The sequence below is a fragment of the Clostridium sp. BJN0001 genome (genome assembly GCF_022869825.1).
GTDB lineage: Bacteria > Bacillota > Clostridia > Clostridiales > Clostridiaceae > Clostridium.
Map to the genome: position 1 here is coordinate 2,636,404 of NZ_CP094971.1, position 17,786 is coordinate 2,654,189.

18 protein-coding genes and 1 pseudogene are annotated in these 17,786 nt (G+C 31.1%); 7 read left to right on the forward strand and 12 right to left on the reverse strand.

From position 1 onward, the window contains the following. Positions 1–264 precede the first annotated feature (264 nt). On the reverse strand, positions 265–1,533 hold the full coding sequence (locus tag MTX53_RS12715; protein WP_244833863.1) for an IS4 family transposase: 1,269 nt from the start codon (positions 1,531–1,533) through the stop codon (positions 265–267). A 274-nt stretch (positions 1,534–1,807) separates the two neighbouring features. Next, positions 1,808–3,076, reverse strand: a complete 1,269-nt coding sequence (locus tag MTX53_RS12720; protein WP_244833863.1) for an IS4 family transposase — start codon at positions 3,074–3,076, stop codon at positions 1,808–1,810. Positions 3,077–3,191: 115 nt separating this feature from the next. Between MTX53_RS12720 and MTX53_RS12730 the strand changes: the two are divergent. From MTX53_RS12730 to MTX53_RS12760, 7 genes and pseudogenes are all read left to right on the forward strand, one after another. Continuing rightward, positions 3,192–4,034: pseudogene (locus tag MTX53_RS12730) on the forward strand (recombinase family protein); the annotation flags it as partial. A 142-nt stretch (positions 4,035–4,176) separates the two neighbouring features. Next, entirely contained in the window at positions 4,177–4,401 is a 225-nt protein-coding gene (locus tag MTX53_RS12735; RefSeq protein ID WP_244834111.1) for a helix-turn-helix transcriptional regulator, read from the forward strand. Positions 4,402–4,419: 18 nt separating this feature from the next. Next, positions 4,420–4,662, forward strand: a complete 243-nt coding sequence (locus MTX53_RS12740; RefSeq protein ID WP_244834112.1) for a hypothetical protein — start codon at positions 4,420–4,422, stop codon at positions 4,660–4,662. Then, a complete protein-coding gene (locus tag MTX53_RS12745; protein ID WP_244834113.1) occupies positions 4,659–5,423 on the forward strand; it encodes a Crp/Fnr family transcriptional regulator in 765 nt (254 codons plus the stop codon). Before MTX53_RS12740 ends, MTX53_RS12745 begins: the two co-directional genes overlap by 4 nt. 149 nt (positions 5,424–5,572) lie before the next feature. After that, positions 5,573–5,875 (forward strand): hypothetical protein, encoded by a 303-nt coding sequence (locus MTX53_RS12750; RefSeq protein WP_047001639.1) that lies wholly within the window; start codon positions 5,573–5,575, stop codon positions 5,873–5,875. Between the two features lie 58 nt (positions 5,876–5,933). Further along, positions 5,934–7,781 carry a heavy metal translocating P-type ATPase gene (locus tag MTX53_RS12755; protein WP_348521786.1) on the forward strand — a complete coding sequence of 616 codons (1,848 nt, stop codon included), beginning with the start codon at positions 5,934–5,936 and terminating at the stop codon, positions 7,779–7,781. 95 nt (positions 7,782–7,876) lie between these two features. Further along, complete coding sequence (locus MTX53_RS12760; RefSeq protein ID WP_012658662.1) at positions 7,877–8,110, forward strand: heavy-metal-associated domain-containing protein; 234 nt, start codon at positions 7,877–7,879, stop codon at positions 8,108–8,110. 1,243 nt (positions 8,111–9,353) lie between these two features. Here MTX53_RS12760 and MTX53_RS12765 read toward each other — a convergent pair. The 10 genes from MTX53_RS12765 to MTX53_RS12810 all read right to left on the reverse strand — a co-directional run bounded on the left by MTX53_RS12765 (position 9,354) and on the right by MTX53_RS12810 (position 17,700). Continuing rightward, positions 9,354–10,157 (reverse strand): AAA family ATPase, encoded by an 804-nt coding sequence (locus tag MTX53_RS12765; RefSeq protein ID WP_244833337.1) that lies wholly within the window; start codon positions 10,155–10,157, stop codon positions 9,354–9,356. Then, positions 10,157–11,401 (reverse strand): DDE-type integrase/transposase/recombinase, encoded by a 1,245-nt coding sequence (locus tag MTX53_RS12770; RefSeq protein ID WP_244834115.1) that lies wholly within the window; start codon positions 11,399–11,401, stop codon positions 10,157–10,159. The genes MTX53_RS12765 and MTX53_RS12770 overlap by 1 nt, the downstream gene beginning before the upstream one ends. Before the next feature lie 81 nt (positions 11,402–11,482). Next, positions 11,483–12,016, reverse strand: coding sequence for a DUF6431 domain-containing protein (locus MTX53_RS12775; protein ID WP_244834116.1), 534 nt, complete (start codon positions 12,014–12,016; stop codon positions 11,483–11,485). 130 nt (positions 12,017–12,146) lie between these two features. Beyond that, positions 12,147–12,917 carry a nitroreductase family protein gene (locus MTX53_RS12780; protein ID WP_244834117.1) on the reverse strand — a complete coding sequence of 257 codons (771 nt, stop codon included), beginning with the start codon at positions 12,915–12,917 and terminating at the stop codon, positions 12,147–12,149. A 626-nt stretch (positions 12,918–13,543) separates the two neighbouring features. Further along, positions 13,544–13,771, reverse strand: a complete 228-nt coding sequence (locus MTX53_RS12785) for a hypothetical protein (protein WP_244834118.1) — start codon at positions 13,769–13,771, stop codon at positions 13,544–13,546. Positions 13,772–13,871: 100 nt separating this feature from the next. Continuing rightward, the gene (rlmH, locus tag MTX53_RS12790; protein WP_244834119.1) at positions 13,872–14,351 is read right to left on the reverse strand and encodes a 23S rRNA (pseudouridine(1915)-N(3))-methyltransferase RlmH; all 480 of its coding nucleotides are present in this window, start codon (positions 14,349–14,351) and stop codon (positions 13,872–13,874) included. Between the two features lie 73 nt (positions 14,352–14,424). Continuing rightward, positions 14,425–15,066, reverse strand: coding sequence for a lactate utilization protein (locus MTX53_RS12795; protein ID WP_244834120.1), 642 nt, complete (start codon positions 15,064–15,066; stop codon positions 14,425–14,427). A gap of 2 nt (positions 15,067–15,068) precedes the next feature. Continuing rightward, the gene (locus MTX53_RS12800) at positions 15,069–15,572 is read right to left on the reverse strand and encodes an SEC-C metal-binding domain-containing protein (RefSeq protein WP_244834121.1); all 504 of its coding nucleotides are present in this window, start codon (positions 15,570–15,572) and stop codon (positions 15,069–15,071) included. Positions 15,573–15,627: 55 nt separating this feature from the next. Next, on the reverse strand, positions 15,628–16,419 hold the full coding sequence (locus MTX53_RS12805; RefSeq protein WP_244834122.1) for an MBL fold metallo-hydrolase: 792 nt from the start codon (positions 16,417–16,419) through the stop codon (positions 15,628–15,630). A 12-nt stretch (positions 16,420–16,431) separates the two neighbouring features. Further along, complete coding sequence (locus MTX53_RS12810) at positions 16,432–17,700, reverse strand: UDP-N-acetylglucosamine 1-carboxyvinyltransferase (RefSeq protein WP_244834123.1); 1,269 nt, start codon at positions 17,698–17,700, stop codon at positions 16,432–16,434. Between the last annotated feature and the right edge of the window lie 86 nt (positions 17,701–17,786).

Below are 17,786 nucleotides of genomic sequence, written 5' to 3' on the forward strand. Positions count from 1 at the left end.
CTCGCTATAAATTTATTTCTCTATAGCGAGGCTGCAAAATTTTCCACTATTGTCAAGTGTTTTTTTTATTAAATTATCATTTTCTCTTAAGTTGACGACATTGGGCGACCGGACAATGTCGTCAACTTAGTAGATTAAGCTATGCAAAAATAAATTGAAAGAAATCATTTTTGATGTCTATTTTAATTTATCTTAAAAAATGGTACACTAAATAAATCCACTGGATAAAGTGAATTTTAAATATGTATTTATTTATATTTAATATTAAAAACAGGATTTAATATTATGATGGTGCTTTTTTCTTGGATGTTTGTTTTTGCGCTCACAAGATCGGTTGCAACGTATTTGTGAGCGTATTTTTATAGCTTTTTCAAGTATTAATTCTAACAGCTTATTTCTTAATCTAGATTTAACTAATAAAGCTATAATTCGTTTGAATACCTGTCCCAAAATAAAATTCCTATTTGATTGATATATTGAATTTAAATCTTTATCCTTATTATCATTTGATATCGCAGCATCGGCATCTTTTTTTATAAGAGCTGCAATCATCGATAAATAAATAGAAACGTAAAAATCTTGCTTTATGGCAATTGGCTTAGTACCTGAAAATTCTTCGATTTTAAGACTGCATTTTAATTCTTTATATTTAGATTCAACGCCCCATCTTAAGAAATAGAGTTCTTTGAATTTTAAAGGCGTAATAGTATCATCATAGATGTTAGTCACTAAAGTTTCTGTCACCTCATCTGACAGCTTAACTTTTACTACTCTTATTTTTTTTATTTCACCTTTAACTTTATATTTTAAAATAAAGTCAGGGGAATCTATTGATTGTGCAAGTTTAAAAGATGTTGATACTCGCATTAAAAATAGTAATTCCTTGGAATTTAAATAATCAAACATATCATATGAAGGATAGCCTCTATCAAAAATAACAATGCTTTTTCGAGGACAGAATTTATCTCCTATTGACTCTATATGTTGTTTTGCAATATGTCTTTCACTTGTCTTATATTTAGTAATTCTAGAATCTACAATAATGTCATTTAATACATCATATAAGGCTGACGCCGTCGCAATAGCAGTTCTTGTCTTATTTTGATTACTGCTTAATCCAAAATATTCACCACATTCTTTTGTATCTGGCACTTGTAGACTAGTTCCATCTACAGCTAGAATATTAAAACCATTCCAAGTGTTTAAATTTTTATTTATACTATAAAATTTATCAACAAAAAGTCTGCATAATTCATTAAAGGCTTCTGGTGATATATTTTGTCTTGCCTTAGAAAATGCTTGTTTTGTTATTGACGGAAATTTTAAACATTTATGATCTTCAATAAAATTATCAATTTCAGAAGAGATGGATTTTCGCAATGCGGAGCAAATAAAATGAACCGTATTTGAAAAGGATAGTTTTCTATTCCTTGAGAATGAGTTACCTAAGCTGTATGCTTCTTTGTACTCACTTGAAGTAATTAAATCGTTTGTTTCTTTTAAAATTAAAGATAATAATCTAGTATTTTTCATAATGTAAAACCTCGCTATAAATTTATTTCTCTATAGCGAGGCTGCAAAATTTTCCACTATTGTCAAGTGTTTTTTTTATTAAATTATCATTTTCTCTTAAGTTGACGACATTGGGCGACCGGACAATGTCGTCAACTTAGTAGATTAAGCTATGCAAAAATAAATTGAAAGAAATCATTTTTGATGTCTATTTTAATTTATCTTAAAAAATGGTACACTAAATAAATCCACTGGATAAAGTGAATTTTAAATATGTATTTATTTATATTTAATATTAAAAACAGGATTTAATATTATGATGGTGCTTTTTTCTTGGATGTTTGTTTTTGCGCTCACAAGATCGGTTGCAACGTATTTGTGAGCGTATTTTTATAGCTTTTTCAAGTATTAATTCTAACAGCTTATTTCTTAATCTAGATTTAACTAATAAAGCTATAATTCGTTTGAATACCTGTCCCAAAATAAAATTCCTATTTGATTGATATATTGAATTTAAATCTTTATCCTTATTATCATTTGATATCGCAGCATCGGCATCTTTTTTTATAAGAGCTGCAATCATCGATAAATAAATAGAAACGTAAAAATCTTGCTTTATGGCAATTGGCTTAGTACCTGAAAATTCTTCGATTTTAAGACTGCATTTTAATTCTTTATATTTAGATTCAACGCCCCATCTTAAGAAATAGAGTTCTTTGAATTTTAAAGGCGTAATAGTATCATCATAGATGTTAGTCACTAAAGTTTCTGTCACCTCATCTGACAGCTTAACTTTTACTACTCTTATTTTTTTTATTTCACCTTTAACTTTATATTTTAAAATAAAGTCAGGGGAATCTATTGATTGTGCAAGTTTAAAAGATGTTGATACTCGCATTAAAAATAGTAATTCCTTGGAATTTAAATAATCAAACATATCATATGAAGGATAGCCTCTATCAAAAATAACAATGCTTTTTCGAGGACAGAATTTATCTCCTATTGACTCTATATGTTGTTTTGCAATATGTCTTTCACTTGTCTTATATTTAGTAATTCTAGAATCTACAATAATGTCATTTAATACATCATATAAGGCTGACGCCGTCGCAATAGCAGTTCTTGTCTTATTTTGATTACTGCTTAATCCAAAATATTCACCACATTCTTTTGTATCTGGCACTTGTAGACTAGTTCCATCTACAGCTAGAATATTAAAACCATTCCAAGTGTTTAAATTTTTATTTATACTATAAAATTTATCAACAAAAAGTCTGCATAATTCATTAAAGGCTTCTGGTGATATATTTTGTCTTGCCTTAGAAAATGCTTGTTTTGTTATTGACGGAAATTTTAAACATTTATGATCTTCAATAAAATTATCAATTTCAGAAGAGATGGATTTTCGCAATGCGGAGCAAATAAAATGAACCGTATTTGAAAAGGATAGTTTTCTATTCCTTGAGAATGAGTTACCTAAGCTGTATGCTTCTTTGTACTCACTTGAAGTAATTAAATCGTTTGTTTCTTTTAAAATTAAAGATAATAATCTAGTATTTTTCATAATGTAAAACCTCGCTATAAATTTATTTCTCTATAGCGAGGCTGCAAAATTTTCCACTATTGTCAAGTGTTTTTTTTATTAAATTATCATTTTCTCTTAAGTTGACGACATTGGGCGACCGGAATCAGTTAAAAAAATCCTCCAAAACGAAAAATACATCGGAGATGCCCTTCTGCAAAAGACTGTCACAGTAGATTTTCTGACCAAGAAACGAGTTAAGAATGAAGGTCATCTTCCCCAGTATTATGTTGAAAATAGCCATGAGGCGATTATTCCTAAAGAGTTATTTTTGCAGGTGCAGGAAGAGATTCATCGAAGAAGCAATATCTACACAGGAGAAGGCAAGAACAAACGAATTTATAGTAGCAAGTACGCTTTAAGTGCCATCACCTTCTGTGGAGATTGTGGCGATATTTATAGGAGAACCTATTGGAATATTCATGGTAGAAAAGAATTTGTCTGGCGATGCGTGACTAGAATCGAGCAAGGTCCTGAAGTTTGTAAGAACCGAACCGTAAAAGAAGATGAACTCTATGGTGCTGTAATGATCGCAATTAATAAGCTACTTGCAGGTGGCAATAACATCATAAAAACCTTGGAAGAAAATATTCATGCGGTGATTGGCGAAACCACAGAATACCAAATTTCAGAGATTAACAACTCACTAGAGGAAAAACAAAAAGAACTCATCAAGCTGGCTAATAAGGGGCAAGACTATGAACACTTGGCAGAAGAGATTGATGAGCTGAGAGACAAGCGACAGTTCCTTTTAGTAGAAGATGCCTCCCTCAGTAGCGAGAACGAGCGAATCAATGAGCTGATTGAATTTATCCGCAAGAACAAATTCCGTACCTTAGAGTACGATGATAAGCTTGTAAGGAAGATAATCCAGAGTGTTACAGTCTATGAAGAACACTTTGTCATATCCTTTAAATCTGGTATTGAAATTGAAATATGAAAACCAGAAGTAAATAGCCCATGACTCTGAAGTAGAGTTGTGGGTTTTCTTTTACTTGCTGATTATAATAATATTTTAATAACTATTGTATTTATCAACCAAACGGTTTATAATATTCTTAGCGTAAACTTGGAGGTGTTGTATGACTACGGCAGAAATGATTAAAGAACTGTGTGAGCAAATGAATATAAGCGTTTCTGAACTTGCTAGACGTATTGGCCAGACTCCACAGAATTTCAATAAGAAATTGAAACGGGAAACGGTAACCTTGGATGAGTTGAAAGCCATCGCTGATATGCTTGGTGTCAAGTTTGTGCAGGCATTTGTTTTACCTGATGGTGATGAGATAAAAATATCTAACGAGTAAAGGAGGCGGTCTAATATAATGATTAGTCCGGAAAGTTACTATGAAGAGTATCTCAAAGGAAAGACAAAGGAAGAAATAATGACCGCCATCCGAGGACTTAAGCAAGAAATAGGACGTCTAAAAAGTACACTGGAAAATCCTGACTATGATGATAACGCAATTATTCATCCGGATAAGTTTACCTACATTTACTGGACTCGTGGATACTTGGAAAAAGCTAAAGAGACCTTAAGAGAGAATATGAAAGGGGCATTCAAATGAAAAAAAAGGATTTGATGCATGAAATTAAAAATCAATATATAGAAAAACAAGGGTATCACGATGTTACTCACACTCATCATCAAGGACATGAGTCAGCTTCACATGCTTCATGTATCACTGTAGTTCCGATCTTTAATCATTTAGAAGGAGAACAGATGGATGAAATTATGAAAGTAACGAAATCGACCTCTTTTAAAAAGGGTGAAGTAATTTACCGAGAGGGAGATATATCCGACTTGTTATATATTGTAAGTAAAGGGAAGATTCGAATTTACCGTTTGTCTGAATCAGGAAAAGAACAATTAGTGAGAATATTAAATCCAGGCGATTTCACTGGAGAGCTTGCCTTGTTTCGCGAATCAATTCAGGAAGCATATGCAGAAGCAATGAGTGATACCGATGTATGTATGATTAGTAGAAATGATTTACAAGAATTTTTATTAAAGTACCCTACTATATCTTTGAAGATTTTATCGGAATTCTCTAACCGATTAGAAACATCAGAAAAACAAACAACTAGATTTGCCATAGAGAAGGTAGATACTAGATTAGCACTGTTTCTTGCAGAATGCATGGAAAGCGGAGATGGTCCAATGGAAATTGAATTGCCAATGAGTAAAAAGGATTTAGCCTCTTATCTAGGAACTACTCCAGAAACTATTAGTAGAAAGTTAGCTGACCTTGAAAATGAAGGATATATAAAACAAAAATCAGGTAGAAAGATTGAGATTTTGGATTTAGATGGATTGTTGTTGGTATAGATGTGATAATATAAAGTAAAATAGTAGTAAAAATTATTAAAACATTTAAAAAAGACTAAACTTGATTTAGATCAATTTAATTTCTTTCAATCTATAGTATTATATAATCAAGATAAAGAAAAAATAAAACAAGAAAGAAGGAAAAAAATATGTCAAGACAATTAAATTTTAATCAAGTAAAGGAAACTCATTTAAAAACATTAGCACAATATGTTCCAGTTGTAGCAAAAGTTCATGGAGGAAATCATCCAGAATTCTACCAGGTTCGTAAAGTATATGATGAACTTGCAAAGAAAGCAAAAGATGCGGGAGTAGAAAAGCCGGACTTAAAAGAGGAGTTTGTAAAATTACGTGAAATCACAGATAATTATACAGTTCCAGGTGATGTATGCGAAAGTTATGAAGCAGTATATAACATGTTAGCAGAATTAGATAAAGCATATGAAGCATAAAAGAAAATAAACAAAGCAATGAAAAGATATAAATAATCTAATAGGGAGGAGTATGAATGTGCAAAAATTTATATTAGGAAGAAAAAACCATATTACAATAGTAAGTGCAATCTTAATAATAATGGCATTTGTCAGTAAATTAGGCTTCGAAAACGAACAAATAGCCATATGGGCATTAGTAATTGCTTCAATTTTGGGAGTTTTACCTATTGCGATTCAAGCGTATCAAGCATTAAAAGTCAAAGTAGTTAGTATTGATGTTTTAGTTACCATTGCAGTTATCGGAGCCTTTATAATTAGAAACTACGAAGAATCAGCAATTGTTACATTTTTATTTCTATTTGGAGCTTATCTAGAACAAAGGACACTTAATAAAACACGTTCTGCAATTAAAGAATTAACTCAAATAGCACCAGAAAGTGCCTTAAAACAAGTGGAAAATGGTGAGTTTGAAGAAGTAGAAATAGATGAAGTTGATGTAGGAGATATTTTGCTTGTTAAAACGGGTGCAAAAATCCCAGTTGACGGTACAGTGTTAACAGGAGAAGGGCATATTAATGAAGCAAGTATTACCGGAGAAGCGGTTCCTGTAAGTAAAAAGGAAGGTTCGAGGGTATATGCCGGAACAATTTTAGAAAATGGAACTATTCAAATCACTGCTGATCGTGTAGGTGAGGATACTACTTTTGGTAAAATCATTGAGTTGGTTGAAGAAGCACAGGATTCAAAATCAGAAGCAGAACGTTTCATTGATAGATTTTCTAAATACTACACACCAGCTGTTTTGGTTCTCTCTTTTATTGTATGGATATTTTCAAGGGATATTGAACTTGCAATTACAATATTAGTTTTAGGATGTCCAGGAGCATTGGTAATCGGTGTACCGGTTTCAAACGTCGCGGGGATTGGCAATGGAGCACGTCATGGAGTCCTTCTAAAAGGTAGCGAGGTTATTAGTGATTTTAGCAGACTAGATACCATTGTATTTGACAAAACAGGTACATTAACAATAGGAAATCCCAAAGTAGCTGATAAAGAAATTTATGCAGATAATGTAAATGAAGTATTAGGGTATCTAGCAAGTGTTGAAAAGGAATCAGATCATCCATTAGCAAAAGCAGTTGTAGAATATATTGGAGATATAAAATTATATACAGTTGAAAAAACAGATGTTGTAAAAGGTGGAGGAATTGTAGCTCATGTAGAAGGTCATAAAGTTGCAGTCGGTAATGTGGCACTAATGGAGCAAGAAAATGTTCTTTTAAGTGAAAAAGCTCGTGCAGATATTGCCAGATTTGAGAAAAATGGAAATTCACTTGTTTTAACATCAGTTGATGGTGAATTAAAGGCATTGATGGGTATTCGTGATCAAATTCGCCCGGGTGTAAAAGATGATCTTAAAAAGTTGAAAAAACTTGGTGTTAAAAATCTAGTAGTTCTTTCTGGTGATAACCAAGGAACAGTTGATTTAGTAGCACGTGAACTAGGACTTACAGAAGCTCATGGACATATGTTGCCAGAAGATAAAGCAACATATATTAAAGAGTTACAAGAAAAAGGTCAAATTGTGGCATTTGTTGGAGATGGAGTAAATGATAGTCCTTCACTAGCTCTAGCACAAATTGGAATTGCCATGGGAGGCGGAACAGATGTAGCCATAGAAACGTCAGATGTTGTTTTAATGAATTCAGATTTTAGTCTCTTGCCACATGCACTAGGTTTAACAAAAGCGACAGCTAATAACATGCGACAAAATATTTTTATTGCAGTTGGAGTTGTATTAGTCCTGTTAGCTAGCGTATTTTTTAGTGACTGGATGAATATGTCAATCGGAATGTTAGTACACGAAGCAAGCATATTAGTGGTCATTTTAAATGGCATGAGGTTGCTACGCTACAAACTATGAAAATAAACAACAAATTAAGCTGTTGATGTAAATCAATTTAATGATGATAATAATCGAGTATAATAAAATCGATATAAACTAAAGGAGAGAAGAAAATGCAAAAAGCAACGATTCAATTAGAAACATTAACATGTCCGTCTTGTATGCAAAAAATAGAGAATGGTGTGAAATCTTTGGACGGGGTAAGTAAAGAGAGTTTAAAAGTACTATTTAATTCAAGTAAGGTGAGGGTGGAATTTGACGATGAAAAAGTATCTATAAAAGACATTGAACATGTTATCGACAAATTAGGTTATGAAGTATTAAAATCCCAGGTCAAAAATATTTAAGTAACGAACCACTTAAGTTTATATGGGAGATAGTGTTTGGGAAGCATTTTTTCCTAAGAACTGTATTAGAGGAGCTATGTAATAAAACCATACTTTGACTGATATGTTCTCACATACGAATTCCCTCTGTGGATATGTTTCCACAGAGGGAATTTTCGATAAAAGCATTTGAGCCAATATTTCTTGACAGCTATAAACTTGTCTCAAAACATGTGGAGACGTGCGTCCTTTTGTCCCAACAAATGTAATTAAATAACAATTCCCCCGTTTCTCCCCGAAAACCAGCCCAAACCCCATAAACCCTGAACAAAACCAAAAACCCAATGGAGAATAAAGCCTGGAAACCCAAAAGGGAGAAGCAAAAACAGAATAAACCAAGCAAAATAGAGAGCTAATGAGAAAATCCCTAGCTCTTTTTTTCATGCTTCGAAGTAGCAAATAGATAAGAAAATAATAGGAAATACTCAATCAATAGAAATGCCAGGAACCTAGGAATAAAGCCATTCGGAGCGATAGCTAGTTAGTCCTATTATAATAATGAAAAAGTTCTGTTCAATCTTTAATGGAAAAGACACTAAATCTTAAACAGATAAGAAGTATCAGATACTACTTATCTGTTCAAACTTTATGGGGATAAATGAAGAAGAAAACAGGACTAAGACCAGTAATAATGAGAGATACAAGGATAAATACAAGGAATATATGAAGAAGCTCTTATGACACTAAACCTTGAACAAAACCTCATAAACCTTGAATTATTGATGCTTCGCTATCCGACCTGAAAGGGGAATTATTGCAAGAAATGAAGGAAAAATAAAAAGACTGTAAACCTAGATAAATACATGCTTTAGAGGTGATTTGATAACAGGATGAAAACAGGGAAATATGAAGAATTTCTATGGGAAATAAATTGGAAATTTAAAAGGGGCAAAATGTTCAAGGTTTAAGGGAAATTACACTAAACCTTGAACGCATAAGTGGTATTTGATACCATCATTTTTGGTCAAAAATAGTGTTCAAGGTTTATGGGTATAAAAATTGAAATGTAGGAATGGTGGGAGATTGTATTGAACGTCAAATTATTTGATGCTAATATCATAACTTTATTTGATGCTAAAAATGAATATATTCTTCAAAATCTTCAATGAAAATGAGGCTACTTCGTTACGGTTTATGATGATAAATATTCTGAATATTACAAAAAAATCCACAAATACCTTATTGATATTTGCAGATTTTACTTTTATCCAAGTTCAGTTTCATTAACAGCAAGCATTATTATGTCACTATCAATTGTATTCATATTTTTTGTATTGCCTATCATAAGGCTAGAATCACAGATTTTATTAACAATTCTAGGAACTCCGTTCGAAGCGTTAGCAATTGCTTCAAGAGCGGTATCATCAAAAATATCAGTATTACATTTAGCACCAGTAAGCTTTGCTAATATATAGTCTTTAGTTTCTGATTTTGTGAGATTATCTAAATTATAATTCATTGTTATACGTTGTCTTAAAGGCTCATTAGCAACTAGCCTCATGGTATTATTTAACTGAGGAAGCCCCACAAGAAGTACTATTGCACGATCTCTTGAATCCATGTCAAAATTAAAAAGCATTTTTAAATCATTAAGTATTCCATTACTTACATAATTAGCTTCATCAATAATTATTACAGGAGTTATACGTTTTTCAACTGAATATCTAGTTATTTCATTTTGGATAATTTTGAAATTATCAATTTTTCTGCACATTGGCTCTAGTCCAAGCTGGGCAGCCATATTTTTATAAAATTCTGCAACAGTAAGTGTAGAAAGGGAACTATAAATAACTTTATAAAGTGATGAATTAAGGCTATTAGACCAGTTTCTTATTATTGTAGTTTTACCTCGCCCTGGACCTCCGGTCAGGATTCCGAAACCTTTATTATTAAGTAAATAATTAAGTCTACAAATAACTTCTTTATAGTCAGAAGTTTCTACTACTATTTCCTTAGAATTTTTTATAAACGGATTAAAATCCATTCCATATCTACTTATATAATCCATTATTCTTGACCTCCAGTAAGTTTTATTTTTTCCCTTTTTATAACAGAATTATCATGCTTATTTAAAAGCTTTATTTCTGTAAGTTCAGGAGTGTTTTTATCAACTACATAAATTTTGCTTAAATCAGGTGAATATCTTAGGGTTATTCTTTGTTTTGAGTATCTATAATCAACTTCATATTCTGTTTCATCTATCATAACTACGTTATCGGCTGATACTCTTCTTTCATATTCAAGTAAAAAGGAAGTTTCAATTTGTTCATCTGTAAGCCTTTTAATCATGTGAGATTCCTTGAAAAACCTGTCCTGTGGAGATAGTCCATCTAGAGAAGAATGTATATGCTGATTATAGCTATTAACATATGAAATAAGGCTTATCCTAAGTTCATCTAAATTATTAAAATCATTCATATTAAGCTGGGACATCCATTGATCTTTTAATGTACGAAACCACCTTTCAATTTTAGCTTTTGATTGTGGGGTATAGGGTGCACAATAACTAATAGTTGTACCTATTCTAGCTGCTAAAAGTTCCATTTGCTTGTTCTTATATGAAGCACCATTATCAAAGTTTAAGATTTTAGGTTTCCCGAATCGTGTAACAGCAGATTTTAAAACAGACATAAGATTTACAAAATTATCATTAAAAAATACATCTATTCCTGTTATGTATCTTGAAGCATCATCAATAAGTGCTATTATGTAAACGCGTTTCTTTTTACCATCTACCTTCAAATAAGGTCCAACGCTGCTGTCACCACACCATACTTCATTTATATGAGCACGCTCATATCTTTTCATATCTTTATTTTTAGAATATTTATTCTCAAGCTTAAGAACATTAACATACCTATTAATTGTTGAAAGTGAAATATCTCCTTTAACAATAGTTCCATTGTTAATAAGCTTTTGATAGATAAGTGTTGCTGGGATTCTTGGATATTCTTGTTTTAAATATTTAATCTGTTCTGTAATATCAGAATCTAATTTACGTGTTCTTCCAGTGTCGCATCGTTTTACAGGTATGAGTGCCTCAAAGCCCTTATTCTTGTAATTGTAATACCAACGTTCAAGAGTAGCAGCAGCTACCTTAGTATCTTCACCATCTGGAGTCTGATATACTTTGCCTGCGGCATCTCGGAAAAATTGTTTAACACTTTTATTTTCATCATAAGTACCACTTATCAGAGGAGCCAAGATTCCGTACCTGAAAAGTGCTATTTCTTTTCTAGTTTTTTCGTCCATATTTTGAAAAAGCCTCCTTTGTTTTATTACAATATAAGCTTATATCTACATAAATTAACAGTAAAACTAAGTTATGTGGTTTTACGAAAATAAAATATTATTGGTGCATTTAATTTGCATAAATTGTCTTTTAAAGTTTTTTAAACATTGCTTTGAAATACTTAAATCTAATGAAATTTTAAATGAAGTAATACGTTCCTTCCAATGCTCTAGATATTGTTTTATTATATAAAAAATATTGCTTTCATCGATAAATTCATTAGCTATCATAATGGGTTCAAAAGAAGCTTTGGAATTATAAGCATTAATAATTGAAATATGATCACATAAAAGAATTTGAGAATAAGGTACAATACACTCTGGAAATATAGCATGAGTTTTATTGCAACATGTACACTTTGCTCTAAGAATTGTTATAGATATCTTGCCATCACTGTTTTTAACAGTTCTCTTGTAATAACCATGCTTTACAAGCTGCCCGGACCTTCCGCAGGAACAAGTAAGTTTGTGAAAATCTATGTCTTTAATAAATTTATCATAGGATTTTTGCGTTAATGACTTGATTTTTGAATCTAAATTAGATATGATTTTTGTATCATAAATATTAGTTATCATAGAATTTATGGTTAGCAGAGCAACAAAACTTTGGTCGGTGGTGTTGCTCTGCTTTTTTCCTTTCTAAGAATAATATAAAATAATAATATACTAAAAAAGGCAAGCATTAAATACTTTGACTAAAATTTAGTCATGTAAATAATGCTTGCTCTTTATTTATTTTGAAGATATTTAAATTTTTTAACATCATATAAAATGCTATTCTATACTTAGGTAAAGACCTTTGAAAAGAAATATTGTTATGCACAAAAGTTACTTCTAAAAAATATAGAAAAATTCCCATATCAATTGAATTATAAAATGGTACTTTGTCTTTAGGCATAATAGATTTAATATTGGTTGTTCTATATATTTTCAATTTATTCTTTTCACACACAGCTCTCCATGGTTGTGTGTTACAGGCACTTGGAGCATATTTTACAACATCTGCTATGGTTTCTAACCCTGAAATATCTGTCCAAATTTCCTGTGTTTCTTTTCTCTTGCATTTTGTATAATCTTTTCTAAATTCACTAGGGTTACTTTTACCCAAAGCCATCATAATCACAAATTTCAAGTTTTGATATTCTGATTCTTCTGTTTTACCCATTCCATACCAACATACACCAATATCCTTAGAAGCCAAATATAAATCCAACTGTTCAAACATATATCCAAGGTTTAACAAGTAATTTACTTTTTCTTCACTATAAATTAGCAAACAATATTCCCCTCGTTTACAAGTAGTTTCAGCTCTTGGTACAATCCTGTATTTAACTTCTATATTATCTACAAGGGATATTAAACCTTTAATTTTTTCTTCAATATCATGTAATTCTTCATTGGATAACTTAATGGTGTCGTTAAATCTTCTAAATGATTTTCTTTTAAAAATCATTTCATAATATTCCTCATCTATCATCACTGATTATTCTCCTATTTTTTAGTACACCGATGTCTGAAATAATCATATAATGCTTTAAAATAAAAAACAATCTAATTTTTAAAATTTTCCAGCAAGATTTTATCCTATTATTTGTGATATGGCATTTTTCTTATAAAAATAGCCTTAACCAAGTAATGTCAATAACTAAGAGTTAATGAAGTTTTTCCATTTTATTCTTGTGTATATGTTCTACATAATTATGGTATAATTCTAAAGTACAAATTTAAGATTCCGTAGTGGGATGGCTACGGGGGTTTTGAACGTTTTATCCCCCTTGGACTATTGGTGAATATTTCATCATAGTTAGGGGGTGGTATTGGATATGTTTAATACTTTGATAAAGTGTATATCAGTCATTTATGTAATTAGATTAATTCTAAAACATAATCTTTTATACATCATTTAAAAATTAAGATTAAGTTTCTTGGTCTTGACATAGAAGTTAAAAGCAAAGAAAAAAGTGCCCCATCCTCACAAGATTAGCACTTTTTCTTCTTAACATATTTAGTTAAAATCCAATAGCCCTAAAACAAAATAAATGTTCTAAGACTTAGCTTAGCGCTCTAGCACTAAGCTTTTCTTATTTATATTATATCAAATTTTTATAGAAAATAAACATAAATATTTTGTTTTTTGTTATCTAATTGCTCAATTGCGGAATAAAAATTATATGGTTTTACATTTAAGGCTTTTCTCATATCAAAAAAACATTGATTATATGTTTTTTCATATTCTAAATAAAAATCATCGCTAAATGATTCTAACTTTATATCTGCTTCTTGGACAGTTTTACTTGAAAACTGCATTTCATATGCTATTATCTCTATCATCTTTTCTATCCTACAAGTTCCTAATTTCTAACTTGAAATTTAGAATATTTACATAACAATACTACATGTATTCAATTAATCTAACTGCTAAAAAGCACATTTACTTATGATACGGTTCATTCTTCATAATTCTAAAAGCTCTATATATTTGTTCAAGGAGCATTACCCTAAAAAGCTGATGAGGAAATGTCATTTTAGAAAAACATAATTTATAGTTTGCTCTTTTAAGAACCTCACTCGAAAGTCCAAGACTTCCGCCTATTACAAATGCTATATCTGAATTTCCCATTACCGTACAGTCAGATATAAATTTAGAAAATTCTACTGAAGTTAAATGCTTTCCTTTAAGGTCAAGAGCTACTACGTATGAATTATCTTTTATTTTATTGAGTATCAGCTTTCCTTCTTTTTCTTTTATATTATCCTCTTCTTTTTCTGAAGCATTTTCAGGAGTCTTTTCATCTTGAAGTTCTATTATATTAAGTTTGCAATACCTTGAAAGTCTTTTTGAATACTCGTCAACTGCTTGCTTTAAATATTTTTCTTTAAGTTTTCCTACCGTAATTAACGTTACGTTCATAATTTATCTCCTTAATTTATATGGAAAAAAAGAGCTATGTGTACTAACTATTTAGCACAATAGCCCCTTTTTTCTAATATCCTAAGTCTTCGTTTAAAAATAATACATGCATTCTTGAATCATCAGACTGCCTTTTTATAACAGTATACTCATTACATATTCTTTCACTGCTATTACAGTTCATACAATGTCCAACAGAAGCACATGGAGTTTTCTTATTAAGCCTTACTGCATTTGCAGGTGCTGCAATGGTTTTAAGTCTTTTAACTGCATCTTCAATAGAACATACAATCTTATTTACACCTACAACTAGTATGACTTTTTGAGGCCCAAATAACATAGCTGCAACTCTGTTACCATTACCATCTACATTGTAAATCTCTCCATCTTCAGTTATCGCATTTGTACTTCCAAAATAGCAATAACTTGAAAAAGCTTCTCTATAAATTTTCTGTATATCTTCTCTCGAAAGTCCTTCTTTATCTCTGTCTAAATAATTGTACCTTCCGCTTCTTAAATGATCTATTACTCCAGTTTCAAATAATGTCATTGAACCACCAGAAGCAACAGTCTTTCCTTCTGGTACAATTTCTTTTATCTTTTTAATAAGTTCTTCTTTTGATGAAATATAATATCCATTAATATTGTTTTTCTTTAGTGAATCAATTGTTCTTTCAATTCGCTTTTTATTAATTAACAATACATTTTCGTCCATATTTATTTTGCCTTTCCACAGCAGTTTTTATACTTCTTGCCACTTCCGCAAGGACATGGATCATTTCTTCCAATTTTATTTAAATTTCTTACTGTCTTAGAATCTTTAAACTTCTTTTGAATTTCATGTCTTTTTTCCTTTGAGAATATAGCTTCCCACTGAGGAAGATCATATAAATAATCTGCTTTAGCATCTAGCATATTATAATAAAGTTTTTCTAAGTCTAAGTCTAATACTATCTCTGTATTCTTTTCTAACTTTTCAAGATCGTACTCTTTTTTTAAGCTATCATTTATTCCATCAATAAATCCCATTACAAATTCAATTGAAGAATCATATTCTTTAGCTAAATCTTCTATTGTTGTTTTCTTAACAGTCTTATGATTTCCTAAAAGATCCTTATAAATTGATTTCTCAAGCTTACTATATTCAGCCCAGAAAGCTTTCTCCCCTTTAGTTTTAACATACTCTATTACCATGTCAGTCCAATCTTTATATAAACTCATTTTTTTGTCCTCCTTAGGTTTCTTTATATATAATTTTTAATTTTAAACTAATACATTACATCTCTATATACTGGCTTGGATTATATCTATTTGCCATAGTCAATTTAATATCTTGTTTATGATCAATTCCATTTTCATTTAAAATATTAACAACAGTCTGATAAGCTAAATCCGGTTGATTATTTGTTTTACTTAAATGACCTAATATTATTCTTCTATTTTCTTTTACCTTAAGTAAATCTACAACTGCACTTCCACAGTCATCATTCGAAAGATGACCAATTTCACTTAAAATTCTTGTTTTTAAAGAATATGGATACGGTCCAAATTTTAGCATATTTACATCATGATTGCTCTCTAAAAGAACAACATCTGAATCTTTTGTATTTTCAAATATCTCACTTGTAAATGTTCCAATATCTGTTGCTATGCTTACGCTTTTTTCCCCATCTGTTATTGTATATCCCATAGGTGAAACCGCATCATGAGGAATATTAAAAGAAAGAATATTCATATCCTTTATCTCAGTAACAGATCTCTTTCCTATTAGCTTAATATTCTTTTCTTTTATTTTACCGAGCTGATCCTTCATTGCGTCCCACGTATCTGCATTTGCAAAGATAGGTAAATCGTATTTTCTAGATAATATTCCAGCCCCTTTTATATGATCACTATGTTCATGAGTTATGAATATTCCATCGAGTTCTCTTGGATTTTGATCAATTTTATCTAAGGCAAGATCTATTTTTTTACCAGAAAGCCCTGCATCAACAAGTATTTTTGTTTTTTCTGATGCTATAAACATACTGTTTCCGCTGCTTCCACTATATAGTGAACAAAATATCAAATCAATCTCACCTTATTCCTCTTCATATTCAACTCTGCTTATATCTGCACCAAGTGCCTTAAATTTTCTTTCTATATGATGATATCCTCTATCTATATGTTCTATGCTTGTAATTTCAGTAGTTCCTTCAGCTATAAGTCCAGCAATAACCATCGCTGCACCTGCTCTTAAATCTGTCGCTCTTACTACTGCTCCTGTAAGCTTTTTTACACCATCTATTATTGCAACTCTGCCTTCAACTTTTATATTAGCACCCATCTTTTTAAGTTCATCTATATGCTTATGTCTATTTTCCCATATAGATTCAGTTATAAGACTTCTTCCCTTAACTACACTTAAAAGTGCTGACATTGGTTGCTGTATGTCTGTTGGGAAACCCGGATATGGGCTAGTTTTTATATTAACCGACTGAAGAGGTTTATTAGCAGATACTCTTATAGAGTCATCTCCCTCTTCAACTGAAGCTCCCATCTCTAAAAGCTTTGCCGTAATAGATTCTAAGTGCTTTGGAATTACATTTTTAATTTCAACATCTCCGTGTGTTGCAACTGCAGATATCATAAAAGTACCAGCTTCTATCTGATCTGGTATAACACTATATGAACATCCTGTAAGTTTCTTTACACCTTGAATCCTTATTATGTCAGTTCCTGCACCTTTTATATCTGCACCCATGGAGTTTAAAAAGTTTGCTACATCTACAACATGGGGTTCTTTTGCAACATTTTCAAGTACAGTCATTCCTTCTGCAAGTGTTGCTGCTATCATAACATTAATTGTAGCACCTACTGATACTACATCAAAAAATATATTTGCTCCTTTAAGTTTTTCTGCATGAATTACAACAGCCCCGTGTTCTATTACTACGTCCGCTCCTAATGCTTCAAAACCTTTTATATGTTGATCTATAGGTCTTACTCCTATAGGACATCCTCCTGGAAGTACTACTTTCGCATGCTTAAATCTGGCTAAAAGAGCGCCTATAAAATAATATGAAGCCCTCATTCTTCTTACGTCATCTGTAACTGCCTCACAATTATCCAATTCGGCGCTATCTATTTCTAGAGTATTATTATTTATCTTAACTACATTACACCCTAAACTTTTAAGTATTCTTTCTAAGCAATGTACATCTTCTATATCTGGGATATTATCAATTACACATTTTTTGCTTGAAGCTAATATAGCTGCTGGTAATATGGCCACTGCTGCATTTTTAGCTCCATCTATACTTACAGAGCCTTTAAGTCTTATACCGCCTTTTATAACTAATTTTTCCATTGAATCCACCCTATTCATCAATATACATATTTATTATATCTAAAACTGTATCATAATTTACACAGTATATTTTTATTTTAATTTCT

Coding starts and splice junctions, on each gene's coding strand:
- MTX53_RS12715 (WP_244833863.1), bottom strand. CDS start 1,533: ATGAAAAATACTAGATTATTATCTTTAATTTTAAAAGAAACAAACGAT.
- MTX53_RS12720 (WP_244833863.1), bottom strand. CDS start 3,076: ATGAAAAATACTAGATTATTATCTTTAATTTTAAAAGAAACAAACGAT.
- MTX53_RS12735 (WP_244834111.1), top strand. CDS start 4,177: ATGACTACGGCAGAAATGATTAAAGAACTGTGTGAGCAAATGAATATA.
- MTX53_RS12740 (WP_244834112.1), top strand. CDS start 4,420: ATGATTAGTCCGGAAAGTTACTATGAAGAGTATCTCAAAGGAAAGACA.
- MTX53_RS12745 (WP_244834113.1), top strand. CDS start 4,659: ATGAAAAAAAAGGATTTGATGCATGAAATTAAAAATCAATATATAGAA.
- MTX53_RS12750 (WP_047001639.1), top strand. CDS start 5,573: ATGTCAAGACAATTAAATTTTAATCAAGTAAAGGAAACTCATTTAAAA.
- MTX53_RS12760 (WP_012658662.1), top strand. CDS start 7,877: ATGCAAAAAGCAACGATTCAATTAGAAACATTAACATGTCCGTCTTGT.
- MTX53_RS12765 (WP_244833337.1), bottom strand. CDS start 10,157: ATGGATTATATAAGTAGATATGGAATGGATTTTAATCCGTTTATAAAA.
- MTX53_RS12770 (WP_244834115.1), bottom strand. CDS start 11,401: ATGGACGAAAAAACTAGAAAAGAAATAGCACTTTTCAGGTACGGAATC.
- MTX53_RS12775 (WP_244834116.1), bottom strand. CDS start 12,016: ATGATAACTAATATTTATGATACAAAAATCATATCTAATTTAGATTCA.
- MTX53_RS12780 (WP_244834117.1), bottom strand. CDS start 12,917: ATGATAGATGAGGAATATTATGAAATGATTTTTAAAAGAAAATCATTT.
- MTX53_RS12785 (WP_244834118.1), bottom strand. CDS start 13,771: ATGATAGAGATAATAGCATATGAAATGCAGTTTTCAAGTAAAACTGTC.
- rlmH (WP_244834119.1), bottom strand. CDS start 14,351: ATGAACGTAACGTTAATTACGGTAGGAAAACTTAAAGAAAAATATTTA.
- MTX53_RS12795 (WP_244834120.1), bottom strand. CDS start 15,066: ATGGACGAAAATGTATTGTTAATTAATAAAAAGCGAATTGAAAGAACA.
- MTX53_RS12800 (WP_244834121.1), bottom strand. CDS start 15,572: ATGAGTTTATATAAAGATTGGACTGACATGGTAATAGAGTATGTTAAA.
- MTX53_RS12810 (WP_244834123.1), bottom strand. CDS start 17,700: ATGGAAAAATTAGTTATAAAAGGCGGTATAAGACTTAAAGGCTCTGTA.